20 protein-coding genes are annotated in these 23,291 nt (G+C 65.3%); 16 read left to right on the top strand and 4 right to left on the bottom strand.

The window, feature by feature from the left end; translation table 11 throughout:
• Positions 1-58: 58 nt before the first annotated feature.
• Complete coding sequence (gene sir, locus KQ307_RS10520; protein ID WP_259727938.1) at positions 59-1,792, bottom strand: sulfite reductase, ferredoxin dependent; 1,734 nt, start codon at positions 1,790-1,792, stop codon at positions 59-61.
• Between the two features lie 87 nt (positions 1,793-1,879).
• Between sir and glyS the strand changes: the two genes are divergently transcribed.
• On the top strand, positions 1,880-4,045 hold the full coding sequence (gene glyS, locus KQ307_RS10515) for a glycine--tRNA ligase subunit beta (protein ID WP_259727937.1): 2,166 nt from the start codon (positions 1,880-1,882) through the stop codon (positions 4,043-4,045).
• Between the two features lie 6 nt (positions 4,046-4,051).
• Here the strand turns inward: glyS and chlP are convergent, their stop codons facing one another.
• Positions 4,052-5,467, bottom strand: a complete 1,416-nt coding sequence (gene chlP / locus KQ307_RS10510) for a geranylgeranyl reductase (RefSeq protein WP_259702270.1) — start codon at positions 5,465-5,467, stop codon at positions 4,052-4,054.
• Between the two features lie 268 nt (positions 5,468-5,735).
• Here chlP and KQ307_RS10505 point away from each other — a divergent pair, with 268 nt between their 5' ends.
• The 8 genes from KQ307_RS10505 to KQ307_RS10470 all read left to right on the top strand — a co-directional run bounded on the left by KQ307_RS10505 (position 5,736) and on the right by KQ307_RS10470 (position 13,767).
• Positions 5,736-6,371 carry a D-alanyl-D-alanine carboxypeptidase family protein gene (locus KQ307_RS10505; protein WP_259727936.1) on the top strand — a complete coding sequence of 212 codons (636 nt, stop codon included), beginning with the start codon at positions 5,736-5,738 and terminating at the stop codon, positions 6,369-6,371.
• 20 nt (positions 6,372-6,391) lie between these two features.
• On the top strand, positions 6,392-8,200 hold the full coding sequence (gene typA, locus KQ307_RS10500) for a translational GTPase TypA (RefSeq protein ID WP_259702268.1): 1,809 nt from the start codon (positions 6,392-6,394) through the stop codon (positions 8,198-8,200).
• Positions 8,197-8,652, top strand: a complete 456-nt coding sequence (locus tag KQ307_RS10495) for a DUF309 domain-containing protein (RefSeq protein ID WP_259702267.1) — start codon at positions 8,197-8,199, stop codon at positions 8,650-8,652. Before typA ends, KQ307_RS10495 begins: the two co-directional genes overlap by 4 nt.
• A gap of 158 nt (positions 8,653-8,810) precedes the next feature.
• Positions 8,811-9,317 (top strand): LptA/OstA family protein, encoded by a 507-nt coding sequence (locus KQ307_RS10490; RefSeq protein WP_259702266.1) that lies wholly within the window; start codon positions 8,811-8,813, stop codon positions 9,315-9,317.
• Positions 9,314-10,042 carry an LPS export ABC transporter ATP-binding protein gene (gene lptB, locus KQ307_RS10485; RefSeq protein WP_259702265.1) on the top strand — a complete coding sequence of 243 codons (729 nt, stop codon included), beginning with the start codon at positions 9,314-9,316 and terminating at the stop codon, positions 10,040-10,042. Before KQ307_RS10490 ends, lptB begins: the two co-directional genes overlap by 4 nt.
• 26 nt (positions 10,043-10,068) lie before the next feature.
• On the top strand, positions 10,069-11,247 hold the full coding sequence (locus KQ307_RS10480; RefSeq protein ID WP_259727935.1) for an LptF/LptG family permease: 1,179 nt from the start codon (positions 10,069-10,071) through the stop codon (positions 11,245-11,247).
• A gap of 59 nt (positions 11,248-11,306) precedes the next feature.
• Positions 11,307-12,215 (top strand): c-type cytochrome biogenesis protein CcsB, encoded by a 909-nt coding sequence (gene ccsB / locus KQ307_RS10475; protein ID WP_259727988.1) that lies wholly within the window; start codon positions 11,307-11,309, stop codon positions 12,213-12,215.
• On the top strand, positions 12,208-13,767 hold the full coding sequence (locus tag KQ307_RS10470) for a glycosyltransferase family 39 protein (RefSeq protein WP_259727934.1): 1,560 nt from the start codon (positions 12,208-12,210) through the stop codon (positions 13,765-13,767). Before ccsB ends, KQ307_RS10470 begins: the two co-directional genes overlap by 8 nt.
• A gap of 17 nt (positions 13,768-13,784) precedes the next feature.
• Here KQ307_RS10470 and rpe read toward each other — a convergent pair whose 3' ends face one another.
• Complete coding sequence (rpe, locus tag KQ307_RS10465) at positions 13,785-14,468, bottom strand: ribulose-phosphate 3-epimerase (protein ID WP_259702261.1); 684 nt, start codon at positions 14,466-14,468, stop codon at positions 13,785-13,787.
• Positions 14,469-14,663: 195 nt separating this feature from the next.
• Between rpe and glpX the strand changes: the two genes are divergently transcribed.
• From glpX to KQ307_RS10430, 7 genes are all read left to right on the top strand, one after another.
• On the top strand, positions 14,664-15,668 hold the full coding sequence (glpX, locus tag KQ307_RS10460; protein ID WP_259727933.1) for a class II fructose-bisphosphatase: 1,005 nt from the start codon (positions 14,664-14,666) through the stop codon (positions 15,666-15,668).
• A 10-nt stretch (positions 15,669-15,678) separates the two neighbouring features.
• Positions 15,679-16,989: a glutamyl-tRNA reductase gene (locus tag KQ307_RS10455; RefSeq protein WP_259727932.1), complete on the top strand. Its 1,311-nt coding sequence runs from the start codon at positions 15,679-15,681 to the stop codon at positions 16,987-16,989.
• A gap of 121 nt (positions 16,990-17,110) precedes the next feature.
• Complete coding sequence (locus KQ307_RS10450; protein ID WP_259702258.1) at positions 17,111-18,406, top strand: glucose-1-phosphate adenylyltransferase; 1,296 nt, start codon at positions 17,111-17,113, stop codon at positions 18,404-18,406.
• Positions 18,407-18,493: 87 nt separating this feature from the next.
• On the top strand, positions 18,494-19,912 hold the full coding sequence (gene gndA / locus KQ307_RS10445; protein ID WP_259702257.1) for an NADP-dependent phosphogluconate dehydrogenase: 1,419 nt from the start codon (positions 18,494-18,496) through the stop codon (positions 19,910-19,912).
• The gene (gene pgl, locus KQ307_RS10440) at positions 19,909-20,655 is read left to right on the top strand and encodes a 6-phosphogluconolactonase (protein ID WP_259727931.1); all 747 of its coding nucleotides are present in this window, start codon (positions 19,909-19,911) and stop codon (positions 20,653-20,655) included. Before gndA ends, pgl begins: the two co-directional genes overlap by 4 nt.
• Entirely contained in the window at positions 20,655-21,218 is a 564-nt protein-coding gene (locus KQ307_RS10435) for a CIA30 family protein (protein ID WP_259727930.1), read from the top strand. The genes pgl and KQ307_RS10435 overlap by 1 nt, the downstream gene beginning before the upstream one ends.
• Entirely contained in the window at positions 21,215-21,634 is a 420-nt protein-coding gene (locus KQ307_RS10430; protein WP_259727929.1) for a hypothetical protein, read from the top strand. Before KQ307_RS10435 ends, KQ307_RS10430 begins: the two co-directional genes overlap by 4 nt.
• Here KQ307_RS10430 and ilvD read toward each other — a convergent pair.
• The gene (ilvD, locus tag KQ307_RS10425; protein WP_259727987.1) at positions 21,618-23,288 is read right to left on the bottom strand and encodes a dihydroxy-acid dehydratase; all 1,671 of its coding nucleotides are present in this window, start codon (positions 23,286-23,288) and stop codon (positions 21,618-21,620) included. The genes KQ307_RS10430 and ilvD overlap by 17 nt on opposite strands.
• Positions 23,289-23,291: the final 3 nt, after the last annotated feature.

Raw genomic sequence — 23,291 nt, 5'->3', positions numbered from 1 at the left:
CCGCTGTGAACAGACCCGCCATGGAGCGGCCTGATCCCGGGCCGGCTAACGCGTTGCATCAGCAAGCTGGCAGCAGGGCCCGCACCCGCTCGGGGCCGAGCTGGCCGACGAAATCTCCGAAGCTGGCCGCTCTGCCGCCGCCTGGATTCGATTTCCAGTCCCGCAGCAAGGGTTCAAGGGTGGTCTCCAGATGTTCGAGGGGCATCTTCTCGAGGTAAGGGGTGGCCAGCCGGCTGAGGTTGGGAGTCCCTCCCAGCCAGAGCTGGTACTGATCCACCCCACTGCCGACCAGCCCGATCTCCGCCATGTAGGGGCGGGCACAGCCATTGGGGCAACCGGTCATGCGCACGAGCACGGGTTGGTCGATGTCCAGCCGGTGGAGCAGGCCATCGAGACGATCGAGCACCGAGGGCAGAATCCGCTCCGCTTCGGTGATGGCCAGCCCGCAGGTGGGCAGGGCCGGACAGGCCAGGGCGTGACGGGCCAGCCGTGCGGGAGCCTCAGGTGCGACGAAACCCAGAGCAACCAGAGCGTTGCGCACCGTCGTGCGCTGGCTGGTGCCGATGTTGCAGAGCAGCAGATCCTGGTTCGGAGTGAGGCGCACATCGAGCTGATAGGTCTCGACAAGCTGCCGCAGCCCTTGCTTGACAGCTCCCTCCAGCCGACCGCAGAGCAGGGGAAGCCCGACGAACCAGAGGCCGCTGCTCTGGCGGTGCCAGCCGAGATAGTCGTGAAGCTTGGTCTTCGGCTCCGGCCGCAGGGCCTTGATCGGGTGGGGAAAGTAACGGATCAGTTCCTGCTTGAACCAGGCGATGCCGCGATCGTGGATCAGATATTTCATGCGGGCATGACGCCGCAGTTCCCGGTCGCCATGGTCGCGCTGCAGGGCGGCAATGGCCTGAACGAGATCGAGGATGTGCTCCGCAGCCACATGGCCGAGCGGATCGGCGGTGCGGGCGAAGGTGTCCTCTTTGTTGTGGGTTCGTCCCATGCCGCCACCGACGTAGACGTTGCAGCCCCGCAGCCGCCCGGCTGGATCGCAGAACACCACCAGACCGATGTCCTGGGTGAGCAGGTCAACGGAGTTGTCACCGGGCACCGTGACCGCCACCTTGAATTTGCGGGGCAGATAGGTGCCGCCGTAGAGGGGCTCGGTGGCGTCGCCACTGAACAGGGCTCCCTGCCGCTGCCGTTCGCGGGCCCGCTTCACCGCCGCCTCGGGCTGAAACCGGTAACGGTGGTCGCCATCCACCCAGAGATCGAGATACGACCCTTCAGCCGCCTGGGGGGAGAGCAGATCGGCGATCGCGTCAGCGAGGCGACGGGCCGCCGGGTAACCGCCCTTCTCGAAGGGGGCCGCCGGTGCCATCACATTGCGGTTGATGTCACCACAGGCGGCCAGGGTGGAGCCCATCGCCCGCACGATCGTGCCGATCACTTCCCGCAGATCGGCCTTGGCGATGCCATGCATCTGGAAGGCCTGGCGGGTGGTGACCCGCAGGCTGCCGTTGCCGAGCCGGTCGGCCAGGTCATCCATGGCCAGGTAGAGCGGCACGGGAATCAGACCCGCCGGGCTGCGCAGCCGCAGCATCATCTGCCAGTCCTTCTCGTGGCCTTTCTGGCGATGGTCGCGATTGTCCTGCTGGTAGCTGCCGTGGAACTTGAGGATCTGAACAGCACCATCGGTGAAGAACGGCTTCTCGTTCTCCAGTTCGGTGGCAAGGGGCTCCCTGAGATGGTCGCTGCGCGCCTTGAGTTGCTCGAACTTGCTCAAAGGCGGGGAAGAGGTCACAAAGGCTTCGCCAGCATCTCTCGAAGGTAGCGAAGCGGCTGCGACCCAAAGGCGTTCAATACAGTCGATGGCGTCCGAGAGGCGTCCGTGGCCACATTTCTGCTCGAGATCGGCACTGAAGAACTGCCGGCCGATTTCGTTCGCCTGGCCCTGCCCCAGCTGGAGCGACAGGTGCACGCCTCACTGAGCAGCCAGCGGCTCGGCAATGGACTGGTGCGAAGCACCGGCACACCACGACGTCTCGCCATCACCGTCGCGGCGTTGCCCTCCCACCAGCAGGACCTTGAAGAGGACCGCAAGGGCCCGCCGGCCGGAGCGGCCTTCGCTGATGGCGCTCCCACCCCCTCCGCCCACGGCTTCGCCCGTCGCTGCGGCGTCGCCATCGGCGACCTGGAGATTCGCCAGACGGCCAAGGGGCCCTTCGTGTTTGCCAGAACCCGCCAGGCCGGTCAGTCCACCGCAGCGGTGCTGGCTGGCGAGATCCCTGGCTGGGTGAACGCCCTGCAAGGACGACGCTTCATGCGCTGGGGTGAGGGGGAGCAGCGCTTCAGCCGACCGGTCCGCTGGCTGGTGGCCCTGCTTGATGAGCAGCCGATCCCGATCGAGCTGCCCGGTTGCGATCCGGTGGTGCGGAGCGGGCGGTTGAGCCGCGGCCACCGGCTCAGCCGCGCTGTCGTGACGATTCCGGCAGCGGCGGCCTACGCCGAGACCCTTGCCGCTGCGGGGGTTCAGGTGGAGCGTGAGGATCGGGCCCGCTGGATCCGGGATGCGGTCGAGACGGCCGCATCCACTTGCTCGGCCCGTCCAGATTTCCCGACCGAACTCTTCGAGGAACTCGTTGACCTGGTGGAGTCGCCCTCCCTGATCGAGGGGCGGGTGGAGGAGCGCTTTCTGGCCTTGCCACCAGAAGTGCTCAGCACGGTGATGCGCACCCACCAGCGCTACATCCCCCTGCTGCACGCCAAAGCTCCTGATGATCCACTGGCCCTCGACGCCACCGAAACGCTGCTTCCCCGCTTTCTCTGCATCGGCAACGGCAGGCCAGAAGCGATCGAGACCATCCGGCGCGGCAATGAAAGGGTGCTCAGGGCCCGACTGGCCGATGCGGAATTCTTCCTGGCGGCAGACCGGGCCGTCACCAGTGAGCAGCGGCGAGAACAACTCGCCAGCGTGACCTTCGCGGTGGGACTGGGCAGCCTCCTGGATCGGGCCGAACGCCTGGAGTGGCTGAGTGGCCTGTTGCTGGATCAGCTGAATCTGCCGGAGAGCTCGGCCCTCAGCGCCCGCCGGGCCGCCCACCTCTGCAAGAACGATCTCGTCAGCCAGATGGTGGGCGAGTTTCCTGAACTCCAGGGGGTGATGGGCGCCAAGTACGCGCTGGCCGAAGGGGAAGCCAGGCCTGTTGCCCTGGCCGTGCTGGAGCACTATCTGCCCCGGGGAGCCGCTGATCAGCTGCCCAGCTCCGATGCCGGCGCCATCGTCGCCCTCGCGGAGCGCCTGGAGTTGCTGCTGAGCGTCTATGCCAAGGGGGAGCGCCCCAGCGGCTCATCCGACCCCTACGCCCTGCGAAGGGCGGGCAACGGCCTGGTGCAGATCCTTCTGGAGCGGGGCTGGGCCCTGGATCTGAGCACCGTCCTGCAGGTCGGGACAGCCCATTGGCAGCAACAGCTCCCGGAACTCAGCCTGGATGCGGCTGCACTGGCCACGGAGCTGACCGACGTGGTGCGGCTGCGGCTGATCAACCTGCTGGAGGAGCAGGGCTTCGATACCGACCTGGTTCAGGCCGTAGCAGGAGACAGGGCGGCAGCGGGGCGATTGGTGGCGGATGTGGCCGATGTCCGCCGGCGGGTGGAACTGCTCGCCGAACTGCGGTCCACAGGAGCCCTGGCCCCCCTGCAGGCCGTGGTCCAACGGGCCAGCCGACTGGCCGAGAAAGGCAGTCTCGACACCACGAGCCTCGACCCCATGGCCGTGGTGAATCCGGCTCTGTTCAGCTCAGCAAGTGAACAGGGCATGTTGCGCGTGCTCAAAGACCTCCTGCCGATCACCGCCGACCAGGCCGAGGATCGCTACCGGACCCTGGCCACAGAACTGATCGGTGGGGCCCCTGCCCTGGCGGCCTTTTTCGATGGGGACACCAGCGTGATGGTGATGGCTGACGATCCAGCCGTGCGCACCAATCGGCTGAATCTGCTCGGCGTGCTGCGCAACCAGTCGTTGGTGCTGGCCGACTTCAGCAGATTGGCGAGCTGAGACGGCTCAGGTTTTGCTGGCCAGCACAGGCTCCCGGGCCCCGCTGTCCTTGGCAGTTGCCGGGGCAGGGGGCTGGAGGGGTCCGCCAACGGGATCAGGCTGCTGCTGGTGGGGTGCTGATTCAGGGGATGCCTGCAGCCTGGCCAGACGATGGGCTTCCATCTCTTCGGGACTGCGGACCGCGCTGGCCACCGGCTTGTAGGCAATCGGAGCGAGAGCCTGGCCGCGCAGCACCGAGCCGAGCGTCATCAGAGTGAGCTTGATCTGCTGCCAGGGATTCATCATCACCACCCGCTTGTACAGATAACTGTCAAAAGTCAGGCGCTGCACGTCCTTGTCGTCACACATTTCGACAAACGCTTCTCGGGCCGCATCATTGCGATAAAAAATGTTCTGAAGGATCTCAAGAACCTTGTAGGTTGCACCATACTTGCGATCCCACTTCTTGATATAAACCTTGAGGTCCTTCTCCGATGGAATGGTCCGCCCCTGATCGCTCGCCGAGACGATCTGCTCGGCGCACATCCGTCCACTCTTGGCCGCGAAATAAATCCCCTCACCTGAACTCTTGGTGACATAACCGGCTGCGTCCCCGACCAGGGCCATCCGGCCCACGACCCGGCGAGGGCGGGGATGCTCCGGGATCGGATGGGCCTCCACCTTGATCACCTCACCATCGAGCAGACGGGCGCTGGCCCTGGCCCGGATACCCTTCTGGAGGCTTTTGATCAGGCTCTGGTTCTGCTGCATCGTGCCGGTGCCAACAGCGACATGGTCGTACTTCGGAAAGACCCAGCCATAAAAGTCAGGCGAGACGTCGGTGCCCACATACATTTCGGCAAGGTCTTCGTAGTAGCTCATCTCTTCCTTGGGAAGGCGGATGCGTTCCTGAAAGGCGATCGCCACGTTGTAATCACCCGCATCCATGGCCTTGGCCACCCGGCTGTTGGCCCCATCGGCGCCCACGATCAAATCCACTTCCAGGGTTCTGATCTCTCCGGTGGGTCCCCCTGAAGAATAGTCAGCGTATTGAAGGGTATAAGGGCCCTGCCGATTCACACCGGTATCGATGCTCTGAACCAGGCCGTTGACCAATTGAGCGCCCATAGAGGCCGCGCGATCGCGCAGGAAACCATCCATCACCTCTCGGCGGCACATGCCGATGTATTCATTCTCGTCACCGAGATGAATGTCCACTTCCCGGTTGGAAGGGGAAATCATCTTCATGTTCCGAACTTTCCGATCGATGATCGATGCGGGCAGATCGAACTCAGCCACCATGCACAGCGGTATCGCGCCTCCGCATGGTTTGGCGTTGTCGAGCTTGCGCTCGAACAGCCAGGTCTGAATGCCCGCCTTGGCCAGCACTTCAGCAGCACAGGATCCGCTCGGGCCGCCACCCACAACTGCGACTCGCAACATCTTGAAACCTGCTCCGCTGGAACGATCTTGAGCTGGAAGCTAACACCGAAGACCGGCCCTGCGTTGAAGCACGGATGGCACAGCCCTAAGATTGTCTCCAAGCTTGTTTGAACGGAGTGTTCCACGAGGAGTGCCACGGGGAGTGCCTCCAGGAGTGACACCCCGTGCCCGCTCCAAGCTCCCCACGCGAGAGCTGCCCCACGAGATCCCGGTAGCCCGTCGAACGGCTCGACCGATCCCGGCAGCGTCTGGCCCACTCAAACCACTGGTGCTCGGCGCCGCAGGCCTGGCGGCCCTCGGGTTTCTTCTCGTGGTGATCGTGCCTCTGGCCAGAACGATCCTCGACCCCGACCCCCTCGCAGGCTTCGGCTCCCAGCGGAGCTTCGATGGTCGCCTCCTGGGTCATTTCCCCTTTCCGGAAGTCTCCGCCGATCAGCTGATCCAGGTGGCTCCAGGCCTCAAAGCCCATCGCGACGCAGCCGAGCCCCTGCTGGCGATGCAGCGGGAGGCAGCAGCCGATGGCGTTGATCTCCGTGTTCTGAGCGGGTTTCGCGACCTGGCCCTGCAGAAGCAGCTGTTCTTCGACGTGAAGGCGGAACGCAATCAAAGTGCCGCCGAGCGGGCCAAGGTGAGTGCCCCGCCGGGTTTTTCCGAACACAGCACCGGCCTGGCCTTCGACCTCGGCGACGGAACCCGCCCCGGCACGAACCTGAAGGATGCCTTCGAGACCACCCCGGCTTTCGCCTGGCTGGAGCGCCATGCCAACCGTCACCACTTCAGGCTCTCCTTTCCGAAGGGCAACAGGCAGGGGGTCAGCTACGAACCGTGGCACTGGCGTTTCGAAGGATCGGCTGAAGCGCTGAAACTGTTCGAAGCGGCCAGGCGAGGGGCTGAGATAAGGTGATCAATTGATTCTGCCGCTGCATGAGCGCCCCATCCCAGCGCGCCCCGATACGCAATATCGCGATCATCGCCCACGTTGATCATGGCAAAACCACCTTGGTGGATGCGCTGTTGCAGCAGTCGGGGATTTTCCGGGATGGAGAGGCCGTTCCCACCTGCGTGATGGACTCGAACGACCTGGAGCGGGAACGCGGCATCACCATCCTCTCCAAAAACACGGCCGTCACCTACGGCGACACACGAATCAACATCGTCGACACGCCGGGCCACTCCGACTTCGGCGGCGAAGTGGAGCGGGTGCTGGGCATGGTGGATGGCGCCCTGCTGATCGTCGACGCCAACGAAGGCCCGATGCCCCAGACCCGCTTCGTGCTGCGCAAGGCGCTGGAGCAGGGTCTGCGGCCGATTGTGTTCATCAACAAGATCGACCGGGCCCGGGTGGATCCTGAGCAGGCCGTCGACAAGGTGCTCGATCTGTTTCTGGAACTGGGCGCCGACGACGACCAGTGTGATTTTCCCTACCTGTTCGGCAGCGGCATGGGCGGTTTTGCCAAGCCGGACATGGCCACCGACAGCGACAACATGAAGCCGCTGTTCGATGCGATCCTCCGCCATGTGCCGCCCCCGGTCGGCGATGTGGACAAGCCACTGCAGCTCCAGGTCACCACCCTCGACTACTCCGATTTTCTGGGCCGGATCGTGATCGGTCGTGTCCACAACGGCACCATCAAGGCCGGCCAGACGGCGGCGCTGATTCGCGATGACGGCAGCATCAAGCGCAGCAGGATCAGCAAGTTGCTGGGCTTTGAAGGTCTCTCCAGGGTTGAGATCGCCGAAGCTCACGCCGGTGACCTGGTGGCCGTGGCCGGTTTCGATGAGGTCAACATCGGCGAAACGATCGCCTGCCCTGATCACCCGGAGGCCCTGCCGCTGATCCGGGTGGACGAACCCACCCTCCAGATGACCTTCGTCATCAACGATTCACCGTTCGCGGGCAAGGAGGGCAAGTTCGTGACCAGCCGCCAGCTGCGGGATCGGCTTCAGAAGGAACTGCTCACCAACGTGGCCCTGCGGGTCGAAGACACCGACTCACCGGATCGCTTCGCGGTGAGCGGCCGGGGTGAGCTTCACCTTGGAATTCTGATCGAAACGATGCGGAGGGAGGGTTACGAGTTTCAGGTCACCCAGCCCCAAGTGATCTTCCGCACCATCGACGGAACCCCCTGCGAACCCGTTGAAACCCTGGTGATGGACGTGCCTGAAGAGGCTGTCGGCAACTGCATCGAAAAGCTCGGCATGCGCAAGGGCGAGATGCAGAACATGGAAACCGGTGCCGACGGACGCACCCAGCTGGAATTCGTGGTGCCCGCCCGGGGCCTGATCGGCTTCCGCGGCGAATTCGTTCGCGCCACCCGTGGCGAGGGGATCATGAGCCATTCCTTCTTCGAGTACCGCCCGATGCAGGGGGATTTCGAAGCACGGCGCAACGGCGTGCTGATTTCGTTCGAAGAAGGAACAGCCACCTTCTATGCCCTCAAGGGCGCCGAAGACCGGGGTCAGTTCTTCATCACCCCGGGCACGAAGGTCTACAAGGGGATGATCGTCGGCGAACACAACCGTCCCCCCGACCTGGAACTGAATGTCTGCAAGGCCAAGCAGGTCACCAACATCCGCTCGGCCGGCGCTGAGGTGCTCGACACCCTCCAGTCCCCGATCCAGATGACCCTGGAGCGCGCCCTGGAATACATCGGACCCGACGAAATGCTGGAGGTGACGCCTGAGTCGATCCGTCTGCGCAAACTGGCGATGAAGAAGCCGGCCAAGCGATGACGGACCGGCCCACCGGCTGGCGGACATCGAGTCCGGCCCCGATCGATCTGGCCCTTGATCCCCGCTTCGTTGCGGCTGTCACCCTCTTCAACCAGGCCGCCTGGTATCCATGCCACGACGGCCTGGAAGAGCTCTGGCATGAATCCCTCGGCCAGGACCGGATCGTGCTCCAATCCCTGCTGCAGATCGCTGTGGCCCATCTCCATCTTGAGCGCGGTAACCGGCATGGAGCCACGGTCTTGATGGGCGAGGGGCTGGGGCGCCTGGCCCCTTTCCCTGACGAGGTGCTCGGGCTGGATCTCGGCCCGCTGCGCGCTCAGGTCAGCGGCCGGTTGCACTGTCTGCAACAGAACGGAGATCCGGGCAGCCTGCCGCTTCCCAGTCTCTCCCCGGTCAGCTGCAATGGCCATCCATCCCTGCAGGGCCCTGCTGAATTGAGGCCATTCATTTGATGGCCGTTCGTCTGAGAGCCATTCTCTCGATTTCCACGCCAAATGAACAGCCGAGCGCCCCTGCGCTTCAGGCTTTCCACCGGCACTGCCTGATTCACGCCTGATTCACGCCTGATTTGGACCGGACTGATGCTGATCCCCAACGGAGCAGCCAAACCATGAACCCTGGTCGGCCCCTCTCCCGACATCCCCGGAACCAGCCTCTGGGTGCGCTGCTGCTGGTGCTGGTTCTGCTGAGCGCTCCTCGGGCCTGGGCCCAGGGCGCAGCCACCGTCCCCGTCGCCACTCCAGCCGCGGCAACGGCAACTCCACCACCGCCAGCAGCGCAGCCGACCGGCCTGGTCACGATTGAATCGGACAGCCAGAAGGCCGACAACGCCACAGGCATCATCACGGCGATCGGCAACGTCAGGATTCTTTATCCGGATCGGCGCCTGGTGGCCACCTCCCGCCAGGCCCAGTACTTCACCAAGGAGGGCCGGATCGTGCTGACCGGCGATGTCGATGTGATCCAGGAAGGGGGAAATCTGTTGCGGGCCGAGCGGGTGGTCTACTTGGTGGACAGTGAGAGGGTTCTGGCGGAGCCCGGCAGCGGCCAGCAGGTGTTCAGTCGGCTCCGCCTCCAGCAGAACAACGCCAGCCCAGGGACTGCGGCGCCCCGATGAGTCTCCAACTTGAGGAGGTCGCCCTCAGCCTCGGCGGCCGCCCCCTGGTCAAGGGCGTCAGCCTCGAACTCCATCCCGGCGAAGTGGTGGGGCTGCTCGGCCCGAACGGAGCCGGCAAGACCACCACCTTCAACCTGGTCACCGGCAGGCTGAAGCCCGACCGGGGAAGGGTGATGCTCGATGGCCGTGCCGTCGAAGGCCTGGCCATGCCCCAACGGGCCCGCCTGGGAATCGGCTATCTACCCCAGGAACCCAGCGTCTTCCGCCAGCTCAGCGTCAGGCAGAACCTGCAGCTGGCGCTGCAGGAAAGTGGTGCACCGGCGGGGATTCGCCGCACCCGCCTTGAGCAGCTGATCGAGGACTTCCACCTGAGCCGCTTCCAGCACCGTCTCGGTTTTCAACTCTCAGGGGGGGAGCGACGGCGCTGTGAGGTGGCCCGGGCTCTGGCGGTGGGTCCCAGGGGACCCCGCTATCTCCTGCTCGATGAACCGTTCGCCGGCGTCGACCCGCTGGCTGTGGCCGATCTGCAGGCCCTGATCGGCACCCTGAGGGAGCGGTCGATGGGCTTGCTGATCACGGACCACAACGTGCGGGAAACCCTGGCCATCACCGATCGGGCCTACATCCTCACCGAAGGCAGCATCCTGGCCGCCGGCCGCTCCGAGGTGGTCGCGGCGGATCCGCTGGTTCGACGGCATTACCTCGGGGAGGCCTTTCAGTTGTGAATCAGGTGCAGGGAGCCAACCCGCCTTTGAGCCGACCCAGCCAGGGCTGGCAAGACCTGCCTGTGCTCAGGCCACTTCCCCTGCTGGACCGCTGGCTGGTCGCGGAGCTGGTCCCCCCGCTCCTGTTCGGTATCGCCGCCTTCACCGCCGTATCCCTCTCGGTGGGGGTGGTGTTCGAACTGGTGCGCCGGGTGACCGAATCGGGGCTGCCGATCGGGGTGGCCCTGCAGGTGCTGGGTCTGCGCTTGCCGGGCTTTCTGGTGTTGTCGTTTCCGATGGCCACCTTGATGGCCACCCTGCTGGCCTACAGCGGGCTTTCCAGCAACTGCGAGCTCACAGCCCTGCGCAGCCTCGGGGTGAAGACCTGGCGAATGGTCGTTCCAGCCCTCCTGGTGGCGGTGCTGATGAGCCTGGTCACCTTCCTGTTCAACGACCTGATCGTGCCCAATGCCAACCTGCAGGCCAGCGATGTGCTCAACCAGGCCCTCGGCAAGGCGGTGGCCGCCGAGAAGGGCAGCAACATCATCTATTCCCGCTTCAGCCGCCGGGAAAACAAGGATGCGGAATCCGGAAGTGAGCGCTATCTCTCCCAGCTCTTCTACGCCGGACAGTTCAGGGACGGAGAAATGATCGATGTCACGGTGCTGGATTTCACCCGTGACGGGCGAACCCAGATCCTCAGCGCTGATCGGGCCATCTGGAGCCCTGCCGAGGGGATGTGGGAATTCCGGGACGGCAAGGTGGTGCTGATCGACAACAGGGACGCCACCACCACCTCGGCGCGTTTCAGCCGCTACCTCTACCCGCTCGACCAGGGACCCCTGCAGCTGGCTGCCCTGCCCAAGGATGCCGCCGCCATGTCGGTGTCCGAGGCGATCAGCGCCGAGAAGCTGCTCAGGGAAGCAGGTGACCGGAAGGAAGCCCGCCGCATGCGGGTGAGGATTCAGGAGAAATTCGCATTTCCTTCCATCTGCCTGGTGTTCGGCCTGATCGGCAGCAGCCTCGGGGTTCGCCCCGATGCCCGCACCAGCCGCAGCCAGGGGTTCGGGATCAGTGTGCTGCTGATCTTTTCCTACTACCTGATGTCATTCATCTTCAGTTCGCTGGGGGTGAAGGGCACCCTTTCACCCTTCCTGGCCGCCTGGGCTCCGGTCCTGGTCGGGCTGGCCACCGGACTGCTGCTGCTGCGCCAGGCCAGTCGCTGAGGTTGGATGTCCAGGCAGACTGGCAAGAGCCGTTGTTCCCCCTTCCCGTGCTGGCTGCCGTGACCGATCCGGTTCTCGCCCTTGGCCTGCTGGCCTTCGGTCTGTTGTTGCTCGCCCTGCCGCTGGCGTTCTGGAGCGTCAGCTCTGCCACCCCCAGCACCCTCGTGCGTGTTCTGGTCGCGGCGGCGAATCTGAGTTTGACGGCCCAGCTGACCCTGCGCTGGTGGGAATCGGGCCATTTCCCGATCAGCAACCTCTACGAATCGCTCTGCTTTCTGGCCTGGGCCTGCAGCCTCACCCAGTTGCTGGTGGAGCGCTCCTGGCCCTCACCCCTGGTTCCGGCCGCCACCACGCCGATTGCCCTGGGCTGCGTTGCCTTTGCCAGCTTCGCCCTGCCGGATCGCCTCCAGGAAGCCGCTCCGCTGGTGCCGGCCCTGCGATCGAGCTGGCTGGTCATGCACGTGAGCGTGATCATGGTGAGTTATGCGGCGCTGCTGGTGGGCTCGTTGCTTTCCCTGGCGGTGCTGTTCACCGAGCGTCAGCAGACCCTTCAACTGCGCAGCAGTTCAATCGGAAGCGGTGGGTACCGCCAGGCCAAGCTGGCCACCCCCTCCGGCGAACTGCAGCTCAGCAGTGTCTCGATCGGGATCAACGAGCAGCTCGACAGCCTCAGCTACCGAACGATCACTGTCGGCTTCCTGTTGCTCTCCGTTGGTCTGGTCAGTGGGGCCGTCTGGGCGAACGAGGCCTGGGGCAGCTGGTGGAGCTGGGATCCGAAGGAAACCTGGGCCCTGATCTGCTGGCTTGTCTATGCCGCCTATCTGCACACCCGGCTCAGCCGAGGCTGGCAGGGCCGCAGGCCGGCCCTGGTGGCGGTGGCGGGACTGGTGGTGATCCTGGTTTGCTACATCGGCGTGAACCTGCTCGGCATCGGTCTGCACAGCTACGGCTGGTTCCTCGGTGACTGAGCCACAGGCCTCAGGGCCTGGACGTGTTCTGCAGCCCAGATGGCTGCTGCCGCTTGTGCTGCTGGCAGGGCTGCTGCTTCGCTTTGCCCTGATTGCCATCCTGCCGCCGGGGTACGACGAGGCCTACTACCTCTTCTACGGCCTTCATCCAGCCCTGAGCTACTTCGATCATCCCGCAGCCGTGGGACTGTGGGCCTGGCTCGGCCATCGGCTTGGCGGCTCGATTCTGGCCCTGCGCATCCCGTCGCTGCTGAGCTACACCCTCGCCCTCGCCCTGCTGGCTGATGCGACCGGTCGCTGGTTTGGCCGGAATGCCGGGCTGCTCAGCGCCGTGATCGGCAGTATCTGCCCCCTGCTGTTCCTCTGCGGTGGCGTGCTGCTGTTGCCGGACAGCCCCCTGCTACTGGCCATGGCGGCCCTGCTCTGCTGGCTGTCAAGACACCCCCAGGTCGTGCCCGGCACGGCCAGGCAGGCGATCGGACTGGGTGCCCTGCTCGGCTTGATCACCCTTGGTAAGTACCACGCCTTGCTGCTGCTGCTCTCCCTGCTGGCCTGGACCCTGGCCAGCAGGGAGCGCCGCCGGCGGTACGCAAGCCCCTGGCCCGCCGTTGCACTGCTGGTCTGGCTGCTGGTCTCCGCTCCGTTATGGCTCTGGAACCTGAGCAATGGCTGGGCATCCTTCCTGTTCCAGGGCGGCAGGATCGGTGCAGGCGCTGCCTACGCCTTCGAAGCCCCACCCCTGTTCCTGCTCTCCCAGCTGGCGCTGCTCTTCCCGACGATCGGCGCCGTGCTGCTGGTGGCACTGCTGCCCCGGCCGGGCCTTGATGGGGCGGCACCACACCGACAGCTTCTGCGCTGGCTGGTGCTGCCGCAGCTGATTGCTTTCCTGCTCCTGGCCGGAAGACTGCATGTGCTGGCCAGCTGGCTGGTGCCGGCCTGGTGGCTGCTGCTGCCGCTGGCTGGCGATTGGCTGGCTGGCCCACACCGGCGCTGGTGCCGCAGGGGGATCAGACTGGGGGCCTGGGGCACAGCCGTGTTCCTGCCACCGTTGCTGCTGGTTCTGGCCCTGCAGGTGCGCTGGGGAATGTTCGATGGCCTGCTACCCCCGGGCCTCGATACCTCCAGCGAGCTGATGCCTGCCGACAGCCTGCGCAGGGATCTGCAGCGCCATCCGGCAATCTGGAAGGCGCTGCAGGAAGCCGAGCTGATCGCCGGCAACCGCTACGAGCTGCCTGGATTTCTGGCCCTGGCCCTGGGCCCTGAGCTGAAGGCCGAGTACACCACCTTCAACAAGGACTCCAGGGGGTTCGCCTGGTGGCAACGCGCCGATGGCTATGTCGGATCCAGTGGGGTGCTGTTCGGCATCCTGGAGCCCGGAAAACCACTGGCTCGTCCCGCCTGGCTCCCCTGGCTGGGGAACCTGCAACCGCTTGGGGTCGTCACGGTCCACCGCTCCGGCAAACCGGCAATTGAGCTGGAGTTCAGTCGGTTCGGACCGATCAGCCGTCCTTTGCCCAGACGCTACGGGCCAGGGGCAACCCGGAAGCAATAGCCGCGCCGGTCGTCCCTTCAGACCAGGACTGTTTCGGGGCGGCGGCTGTGGCGAATGCCGCTGATCGCCTCGCGGTAATCGGGCTGATTGAACACCCCTGAACCCGAAACAATCGCGTTGGCTCCCACCTCGATCACCTGCCAGGCATTATTGGCCTTGAGGCCACCGTCCACCTCGATCCAGGGATCGAGACCCCGTTCATCACACATCCGCCGCAGACGCCGCACCTTTTCGACCGCCGAAGGGATGAAGCTCTGCCCGCCGAAGCCAGGGTTGACGCTCATGATCAGAACCAGGTCACAGAGCTCCAGGCAGTACTCCAGGGTGTCGAGCGAGGTGCCGGGGTTGAGCACCGCACCGGCTTTCTTGCCCAGGTCCTTGATCTGACCAAGATTGCGATGAAGGTGCGGGCAGGCTTCCACCTGCACGTAGATGTGGTCGGCTCCGGCCTTGGCGAAATCCGCCACATAGTTCTCCGGCTCCACGATCATCAGATGAACGTCAAGCGGCTTGGTAGTCACCGGACGGAGGGCCTCGACGATCAGCGGGCCGATCGTGATGTTGGGCACGAAGCGGCCGTCCATGACGTCGACATGGATCCAGTCGGCACCTGCTTCGTCGACGGCCCTGACCTCATCGCCGAGGCGGGCGAAATCAGCGGAAAGGATCGACGGAGCGATCACCAGAGGCTTCGTGCTCATGGCTGGGGCCACTGGGGCATAAGGAGCACCGTGATTGTAGGAATCGGCTGGAAGCCTGGAACAGGCCGGACAGGCCCGGCCGGTGAGCCCTGATCGTCGCTGATACAGTATCGATCGTCTAATGGCTGAAAGGCCTTGCTGCAGCTGAACTGCCGGCCTTTCAGTTGACGTTTTCTCCCTCTCTGCCAGACCCCCGTGGATCGCACCCTCATTCAGGAACTGCTCGAAGTCGTCGAGCAGGCCGCCATTGCCTCTGCCCATCTCACCGGGCTGGGGAAGAAGGATGAGGCCGATGCGGCTGCCGTGGAGGCGATGCGGAAGCGCATGGGCTCCATCGTCATGCAGGGCCGGATCGTGATCGGCGAGGGGGAACGGGACGAAGCCCCCATGCTGTACATCGGCGAGGAAGTGGGCAGCGGCACCGGCCCCGGCGTTGACTTCGCCGTGGATCCCTGCGAGGGAACCAACCTCTGCGCCAACGCTCAGGATGGCTCGATGGCCGTGCTGGCCGCCTCCGATCGCGGCGGGCTGTTCAATGCTCCCGACTTCTACATGAAGAAGCTGGCGGCTCCCCCGGCCGCCAAGGGCAAGGTGGACATCCGCAAGAGCGCCACCGAGAACATCGCCATTCTGAGCGAGTGCCTCGGCCTGCCTGCCAGCGAGCTGGTGATCGTGGTGATGGATCGGGCCCGCCACAAGGAGCTGATCGCCGAGATCCGTGCCACCGGTGCCCGGGTCAAGCCGATCAGCGACGGTGACGTTCAGGCGGCGATCGCCTGCGGCTTCGCCGGCACCGGCACCCACTGCCTGATGGGCATCGGCGCCGCCCCTGAAGGGGTGATCTCCGCCGCAGCCCTGCGCTGCCTGGGCGCCCACTTCCAGGGCCAGCTGGTCTACGACCCGGCCATTGCCCAGACAACCGAGTGGGCCGATTACACCAAGGAGGGCAACGTGGAAAGGCTCCACTCGATGGGCATCACCGACATCGATAAGGTTTATGAAGCCGAGGAACTGGCCTCCGGGGAGAATGTGGTGTTCGCAGGCAGCGGCATCACCCCCGGACTGCTGTTCAAGGGGGTCGTCTTCGAGCACGACTGCACCCGCACCAGCAGCCTGATCATCAGTTCCCTCGATCAAAGCGCCCGCTTCACCGACACGATCCACATCAAGGACGGCGCCCAGAGCGTCGCCCTGCGCTGAACCCCTCCCCATGCACATCGCCGTCGTCGGCCTCAGCCATCGCACGGCCCCGGTCGAGATCCGCGAGCGGCTCAGCATCCCCGAGCAAACGATGGAGGAATCCCTCCAGACCCTGCGCGGCGATTCCCAGGTGCTGGAGGCTTCCATCCTCAGCACCTGCAACCGGCTGGAGATCTACACCCTGCTGCGTAGCCAGGAGCAGGGAATCACGGCGGTGGGCTCCTTTCTGAGTCGGCACTCAGGGCTGGAGTTCGGCGATCTCACTCCCCATCTGTTCACTTACCACCACGAAGAGGCGGTGGTTCACTTGCTGCGCGTCGCCGCCGGCCTTGACAGCCTCGTGCTGGGCGAGGGCCAGATCCTCTCCCAGGTGAAAAAGATGGTGAGGCTGGGACAGGAGCATGGCTCGATCGGGCCGATCCTCAACCGGCTGCTCAACCAGGCGGTGAGCACCGGCAAGCGGGTGCGCACCGAAACCAACCTGGGCACCGGCGCGGTGTCGATCAGCTCGGCGGCCGTCGAGCTTGCCCAGCTGAAGCTGGGCCAGGCCCGCGGCCTCGATGAGCTGGTGCCGCTCGATCAGGAGCAGGTGGCCGTGGTGGGGGCAGGCCGGATGGCGCGGCTGCTGCTGCAGCATCTGCAGGCCAAGGGATGTCGCGCCCTCGTGCTGCTCAACCGCACCGTGGAGCGGGCCGAGGCCCTTGCTGCCGATTTCCCCGAGCTGCCGGTGCAGTGCAGACCCCTTTCCGACCTCGACCACTGCCTCAGCACCTGCTCACTGGTGTTCACCAGCACCGCTGCGGAGCAGCCAATCATCGACGCAACCCGGCTTGGGGGGCTCAACCGGCGCTCGGCACTGATGCTGATCGACATCGGTGTTCCCCGCAACATCCGCTCGGGTGTCAGCGATCTCGCTGGCGTGGATGCCTACGACGTGGACGATCTCCAGGAAGTGGTGACCCGCAACCAGGAGGCCAGGCGCGAGGTTGCCATCGAGGCCGAAGGTCTGCTGCAGGACGAAACCCGCCAGTTCCTGGAATGGTGGGATGGTCTGGAGGCGGTGCCCACCTTGAACCGGTTGCGCCAGACCCTTGAGACGATCCGGGAACAGGAGCTGCAGAAAGCCCTCAGCCGCATGGGGCCCGATCTGTCCGCCCGGGAGCGGAAAGTCGTCGAAGCACTCAGCAAAGGGATCATCAACAAGGTGTTGCACAGCCCTGTCACCCATCTGCGGGCTCCCCAGCCCAGACAGCAGCGACATCTGGCCATGCAGGTGCTGCATGAGCTCTTCGAGCTTGACGGCGGCAGCCCCGACGCTTGATCAGGCCAGGGGATGGTGGCCATTGCCACAGTTTGGTGCGGTCCACAGGCAGCCGCCTTGCCCGGTCAAACGCTCCGGTACGGTGCTCTGGTGCTGGAAACAGACCTGTGAAGAGTGAGTCATGAAGCGGGTTCTGGCGATCATCCTCGGCGGAGGAGCGGGCACCCGCCTCTATCCCCTCACCAAGATGCGGGCCAAGCCAGCCGTTCCCCTGGCCGGAAAGTACCGTCTGATCGATATTCCGATCAGCAACTGCATCAATTCGGGGATCAACAAGATCTACGTGTTGACCCAGTTCAACAGCGCTTCCCTGAACCGACACCTCACCCAGACCTACAACCTCTCGGCAGGTTTCGGCCAGGGCTTCGTGGAGGTGCTCGCTGCCCAGCAGACCCCGGACAGCCCCAGCTGGTTTGAAGGCACCGCCGATGCGGTGCGCAAATACCAGTGGCTGTTCCAGGAATGGGACGTGGACCACTACCTGATCCTCTCCGGTGACCAGCTCTACCGGATGGACTACAGCCGTTTCGTGAAGCACCACATCGAAACCGGTGCAGACCTCAGCGTCGGTGCGCTGCCAGTGGATGAAGCGCAGGCCGAAGGCTTCGGTCTGATGCGCGCCGACGACGATGGACGGATCCGGGAATTCAGCGAAAAACCGAAGGGCGCGGCGCTGGCGGCCATGAAGATGAATACGGCCAAACTCGGTCTGGCGGAAGCGGAGGCGGCCCGTCGTCCCTATCTCGCCTCGATGGGGATCTATGTGTTCAGCCGCCACACCCTCTTCGACCTGCTGAGCAGCAACCCAGGCGCCACCGATTTCGGCAAGGAGATCATCCCTCTGGCCCTGGGCCGCGGCGACAACCTGCAGAGTTTCCTCTTCGATGACTACTGGGAGGACATCGGCACGATCGGGGCCTTCTACGAAGCCAACCTGGCCCTCACCGATCAACCTAGGCCTGCCTTCTCCTTCTATGACGAGAAGTTCCCGATCTACACACGGCCTCGTTACCTGCCCCCCAGCAAACTGCTCGACACCCAGGTCACCCAGTCGATCATCGGGGAAGGATCCCTTCTGCAGGCCTGCAGCATCCACCATTGCGTGCTCGGTGTGCGCTCCAGGATCGAGGGGGAAGTGGTGCTGCAGGACACCCTGGTGATGGGCGCCGATTATTACGAATCCGCCGAGGAGCGCGCCGTTCTGCGGGAGCGGGGCGGCATCCCGCTGGGGGTGGGCCATGGCACCACCGTGCGGCGCGCCATCCTTGACAAGAACGTGCGGATCGGCCGCAACGTCACGATCGTGAACAAGGATCACATCGAAGAAGCCGACCGCCCCGAGCTGGGCTTCTACATCCGCAACGGCATCGTGGTGGTGGAGAAGAACGCCACGGTGGCCGATGGCACGGTGATCTGAGCGGTTGCTGACACAGCCACGCCCGCGACGGCGTCGGGCCTGGCCCACGGGCACACTGGCACCGAAAGGTTTGCAAGCCCTCCTGACATGAGCAAAGCGCACTTCGGCCTGATCGGCCTGGGCGTGATGGGCGAGAACCTTGTCCTCAACGCCGAGCGCAACGGCTTCTCCAGCGTCGTCTACAACCGCACCTGGGCCAAGACGGAAGAGTTCCTCAACGGTCGCGGCGCCGGCCTCCAGATCATCGGCGCCCATACCCTTGAGGAGTTCGTCGCCAGCCTGGAGCGCCCCCGCCGCATCCTGATGATGATCAAGGCGGGCCAGCCGATCGACGACACCATCGCCGCGATCTCACCCTTCCTGGAGGAGGACGATCTGCTGATCGACGGTGGCAACTCCCTCTACACCGACACCGAGCGGCGGGTGAAGGAGCTGGAGAGCAAGAGCTTCGGCTACATCGGCATGGGCGTCTCCGGCGGCGCCAAAGGGGCCCTGGAGGGGCCGAGCATGATGCCGGGCGGCACCAAGGCGGCCTACGACGCGATTGAGAGCCTGGTGACCAAGATGGCCGCCCAGGTGGAGGACGGCCCCTGCGTCACCTACATCGGCCCCGGTGGCGCCGGCCATTTCGTGAAAACGGTGCACAACGGCATCGAATACGGGATCGAGCAGATCCTGGTGGAGGCCTACGACCTGATGAAGCGGGGCGCTGGCCTCGAAGGCATCGCCATGGCCGATGTGTTCGACGGCTGGAACCAGCTCGAAGAGCTTTCCTCCTATCTGGTCGAGATCACCGAGGTGTGCCTGCGCACCCGCGATCCCGAGGATGGCGGCGACCTGGTCGAGAAAATCCTCGATGTGGCCGGCCAGAAAGGCACCGGCCTCTGGACCGTGATCAGTGCTCTGGAGATGGGGGTGCCCGTGCCCACCATCTACGCCTCGCTCAATGGCCGGGTGATGAGCTCGATGAAAACGGAACGGGTGGCCGCCGAAGCGGTGCTGCCGGGCCCGGCGCCCCACCCCGTCGACCTGGGCGCGGCGGCCGATGGCCTGCCGCCACTGCGCGATGCGGTGATTCTTGCCTGCATTGCCAGCTACGCCCAGGGCATGGCCCTGCTGGTGGAAGCCTCCAAGCTGCACGACTACAAGCTGCAGCTCTCCTCGATCGCCCAGATCTGGAAGGGGGGATGCATCATCCGCGCCCGCCTGCTGCAGCGCATCCAGGACGCCTACGACGCCAACCCGGGTCTGGCGAACCTGATGGTGGACCCCTGGTTCGCCGAGCAGATCAACCGACGTCTTCCCGGCCTGCGCCAGGTGGTGGCGGATGCCGCCTTGGCCGGCATTCCCGTGCCGTGCCTGAGCAGCACCCTCGATTACATCGACAGCTACCGCACCGCCCGCCTGCCCCAGAACCTCCTGCAGGCCATGCGTGACTGCTTCGGCGCCCACACCTACGGGCGCGTGGACCGCGACGGTGCCTTCCACACCGAGTGGCTCGGATGAGCGGGTCTGCCCCCGTCACCTACCGGCTCGAAAAAGCTGCTGATCGCCAGGCCCTGGCTCGCCTGGCGGCTGAAACGATCGCCACCACGATCGACCTGGCCCTGGCGGAGCGGAATCGTGCCCAGATCGCCCTGGCCGGCGGCACCACCCCGGAAGTCGCCTACCGGCTGCTGGGTGAGCAGCACCTGCCCTGGGAGCGGGTCGATGTTCTGCTCGGTGATGAGCGCTTCGTTCCGGCTGATGATCCCTCGAGCAATGCTCTGATGCTGCGGCGATCCCTGCTGGCGGCAGGTCCTGGCTCGATGGCCTGTTTCCATCCGGTCCCCACGGATCAAGCCAGTCCAGGCGAGTCCGCTCTCGCCTACGCCGAGCTGTTGGGCCGGCTTTGCCCCGGCGACCCACCGGTGTTTGATCTGGTTCTGCTCGGCCTGGGCGACGATGGACACACCGCCTCTCTCTTTCCCGGCACCGCCGCCACCGGCGTCACCGATCGCAGCGTCACCGTGAGCGAAGGCAAAGGGCTGCCGCGCGTCACCCTCACGGCGCCGGTGCTCAGTGCGGCGCGGCGGGTGATCTTTCTGGTGAGCGGGGAGGGGAAACAGCAGGCCCTGCAACGGCTGGTCGATCCCAACGAGCCCGCCAGCCGCACCCCGGCCCGATTGGTGCGCCCACGCACACCCGTGCTGATCCTGGCCGATCCAGCTGCTGCGGCAGGCTGGGTGATCGAATCGCAATCGCCTTGATGAGGTCGCCGATGCTGCTGGTGAGCGGAGATGGCTTCAGTGGCTGGCTGGCGCTCAACGACACGATCATGGGTGGGAGCAGCAGCGGTGCCTGCCGTGTCGGTCCGGAGGGTCTGGTCCTGGAGGCCGAAGTGGTCGAGCAGGGTGGTGGATTTGTCAGCTGCAGGTCTCCGCTGTTCTCTCCCCCCCTCGACCTGGGCGCCTACCGGTCCCTGCAGCTTGAAGTGCGCGGCGATGGCCGGCGCTACAAGCTCGCCGTGGCCTGCGCCGACGGGTTGGCCGGACTGACCGAACTGATTCCAGGCGGCCTGCGCTGGGTGGCGGAGTTCGACACCTCCGTCCTCTCCCCGGATCAGCCAGCCCAGCTGGTTGAGATCGGCTTCGATCAGTTGCGGGCCTCGGTGCGGGCCCGCCCCCTCAATCTGCCACTGCGCTTCGATGCCTGCCGGGTCACCCGGTTGCAGATCCTGCATTCGAAGTTTGGGGACGATGGTCAGCTCAATGCCGGCTTCCGGGCCGGGCCCTTGCAGTTCTCCCTGCTGGCAGTGCGGGCCCTGCCGTGACGGTGCCGGAAGAGCTGAGCCGGCGAATCGCCGCCGCCGCCGATCTCTGCCTCAAGCCCCACCGCCATGCGGTGGTAGGTGAGATGGTCGGGGAGGCGCTGCCTGCCAAGCTGGGCAGCGAGCCCGGCCCACCGCTCGAGGATCCCGTGGACCAGTGCCTGCGAATCCAACCGCGCCGCGCCGATGGTGAACGACTGCCGGAGCTGGACATCGAGCTGGAGCTTTACCGCAGCGGCGACGAGCTTCACCTGATGCTCAGCTGGCCGGAGCAACCGGCATTGCCGATGCTCTGGCATGGCCAGCATCCCGTCTGGATGGACGCGGAGACCGGGCTGCGCACCGAACGCCCGAGCCAAGGGGCACCCCTGGAGGCCCTGGCCCGGCGCCTGCGGGCCTTGCTCAGCCCTGATCGGTGACCGCCCCCAGGCTGCTGCTGCTCACCAGGCGGGCGTACTTGCCCAGCACGCCGGTGCGGTAGCGGGGCTGGGGTTTCACCCAGGCAGCCCGGCGGCGCTGCAGTTCAGCCGGATCCACATTGAGCTGAATCAGCAGTTGGTGGGCATCCACGGTGATGCTGTCGCCCTCTTCCACCAGGGCGATGGTGCCGCCCACGGCGGCCTCAGGGGCCACATGGCCCACCACCAGGCCGTAGGAGCCGCCGCTGAAGCGCCCATCGGTGATCAGCGCCACTGATTCCCCCAGCCCCTGGCCCACGATCGCGGCGGTGGGGGAGAGCATCTCGCGCATTCCGGGGCCACCCACGGGGCCCTCGTAACGCACCACCACCACATCACCGGCGCCCACCGATCCAGCCAGGATCGCCTCCAGGGCACTTTCCTCACTCTCGAACACGCGGGCTGGGCCGGTGATCACGGGGGTCTTCACGCCGCTGATCTTGGCCACCGCCCCCTCTTCCGCCAGATTGCCCTTGAGGATGGCCAGGTGCCCCTTGGCATAGAGCGGATTGGACAGGGGCCGGATCACGTCCTGATCGGCCGGGGGCTCGCTTGGCACATCGGCGAGCACCTCGCGCAGGGTGCGCCCCTCGATCGTGCCGCAATCGCCGTGCAGCAGGCCGGCATCGAGCAGCAGCTTCATCACCTGGGGAATGCCGCCGGCATTGTGCAGATCCACGGTCACGTAGCGGCCGCTGGGCTTGAGATCGCAGATCACCGGCACCCGCTGGCGGATGGTTTCGAAGTCGTCGATGGTGAGCGGCACCTCGGCGGTGCGGGCGATCGCCAGCAGGTGCAGCACCGAATTGGTGGAGCCGCCGACGGCCATGATCACGCTGATCGCATTCTCGATCGCCTCGCGGGTGATCAGATCGCGGGGGCAGATGTTCGCCGCAATCGCCCGCACCAGCACCTCGGCAGAGCGGGCAGCGCTTTCGGCCTTCTCCGGATCTTCCGCCGCCATGGTGGAGCTGCCCGGCAGGCTCAGGCCCATCGCTTCAAAGGCCGAGCTCATCGTGTTGGCGGTGAACATGCCGCCACAGCTGCCGGCACCGGGGCAGGCGTTCTTCTCGATCGCCAGCAGTTCGGCTGCGTCGATGCGGCCACCGGAGAACTGACCCACCGCCTCGAAGGCACTCACCACGGTGAGATCGCAGGGGCCGAGCCGACCGGGCTTGATCGTGCCGCCGTACACAAAGATCGCCGGGATGTTCATGCGGGCCATGGCGAGCATGGCGCCGGGCATGTTCTTGTCGCAGCCGCCGATCGCCAGCAGGCCGTCCATGCTCTGGGCGTTGCAGGCGGTTTCGATCGAATCGGCGATCACCTCCCGGCTCACCAGCGAATATTTCATGCCCTCGGTGCCCATCGAGATGCCGTCGCTGACGGTGATGGTGCCGAAGGTCTGCGGCATCGCCCCCGCCGACTGGGCCGCTGCCACGGCCCGCTCGGTGAGGTCGTTCAGCCCCAGGTTGCAGGGAGTGATCGTGCTGTAGCCATTGGCGATGCCGATGATCGGCTTGTCGAAGTCAGCGTCGCCAAAACCGACGGCCCGCAGCATGGCGCGATTGGGGGACCGCTGGATGCCTGCGGTGATGGCGGCAGAGCGGAGCATGGG

This window comes from Synechococcus sp. CS-1326, from assembly GCF_025128115.1.
Lineage (GTDB): Bacteria > Cyanobacteriota > Cyanobacteriia > PCC-6307 > Cyanobiaceae > Regnicoccus.
The sequence above is the reverse complement of the archived record's forward strand: the minus strand, read 5'-3'. Positions and strand labels throughout refer to the sequence as shown.

Bases quoted from the DNA above. Each gene is read 5' to 3' on its own strand.
- ilvD (WP_259727987.1), bottom strand. From the start codon at position 23,288: ATGCTCCGCTCTGCCGCCATCACCGCAGGCATCCAGCGGTCCCCCAAT.
- KQ307_RS10450 (WP_259702258.1), top strand. From the start codon at position 17,111: ATGAAGCGGGTTCTGGCGATCATCCTCGGCGGAGGAGCGGGCACCCGC.
- KQ307_RS10490 (WP_259702266.1), top strand. From the start codon at position 8,811: ATGAACCCTGGTCGGCCCCTCTCCCGACATCCCCGGAACCAGCCTCTG.
- lptB (WP_259702265.1), top strand. From the start codon at position 9,314: ATGAGTCTCCAACTTGAGGAGGTCGCCCTCAGCCTCGGCGGCCGCCCC.
- pgl (WP_259727931.1), top strand. From the start codon at position 19,909: ATGAGCGGGTCTGCCCCCGTCACCTACCGGCTCGAAAAAGCTGCTGAT.
- KQ307_RS10435 (WP_259727930.1), top strand. From the start codon at position 20,655: ATGAGGTCGCCGATGCTGCTGGTGAGCGGAGATGGCTTCAGTGGCTGG.
- gndA (WP_259702257.1), top strand. From the start codon at position 18,494: ATGAGCAAAGCGCACTTCGGCCTGATCGGCCTGGGCGTGATGGGCGAG.
- KQ307_RS10495 (WP_259702267.1), top strand. From the start codon at position 8,197: ATGACGGACCGGCCCACCGGCTGGCGGACATCGAGTCCGGCCCCGATC.
- rpe (WP_259702261.1), bottom strand. From the start codon at position 14,468: ATGAGCACGAAGCCTCTGGTGATCGCTCCGTCGATCCTTTCCGCTGAT.
- typA (WP_259702268.1), top strand. From the start codon at position 6,392: ATGAGCGCCCCATCCCAGCGCGCCCCGATACGCAATATCGCGATCATC.
- chlP (WP_259702270.1), bottom strand. From the start codon at position 5,467: ATGTTGCGAGTCGCAGTTGTGGGTGGCGGCCCGAGCGGATCCTGTGCT.
- KQ307_RS10455 (WP_259727932.1), top strand. From the start codon at position 15,679: ATGCACATCGCCGTCGTCGGCCTCAGCCATCGCACGGCCCCGGTCGAG.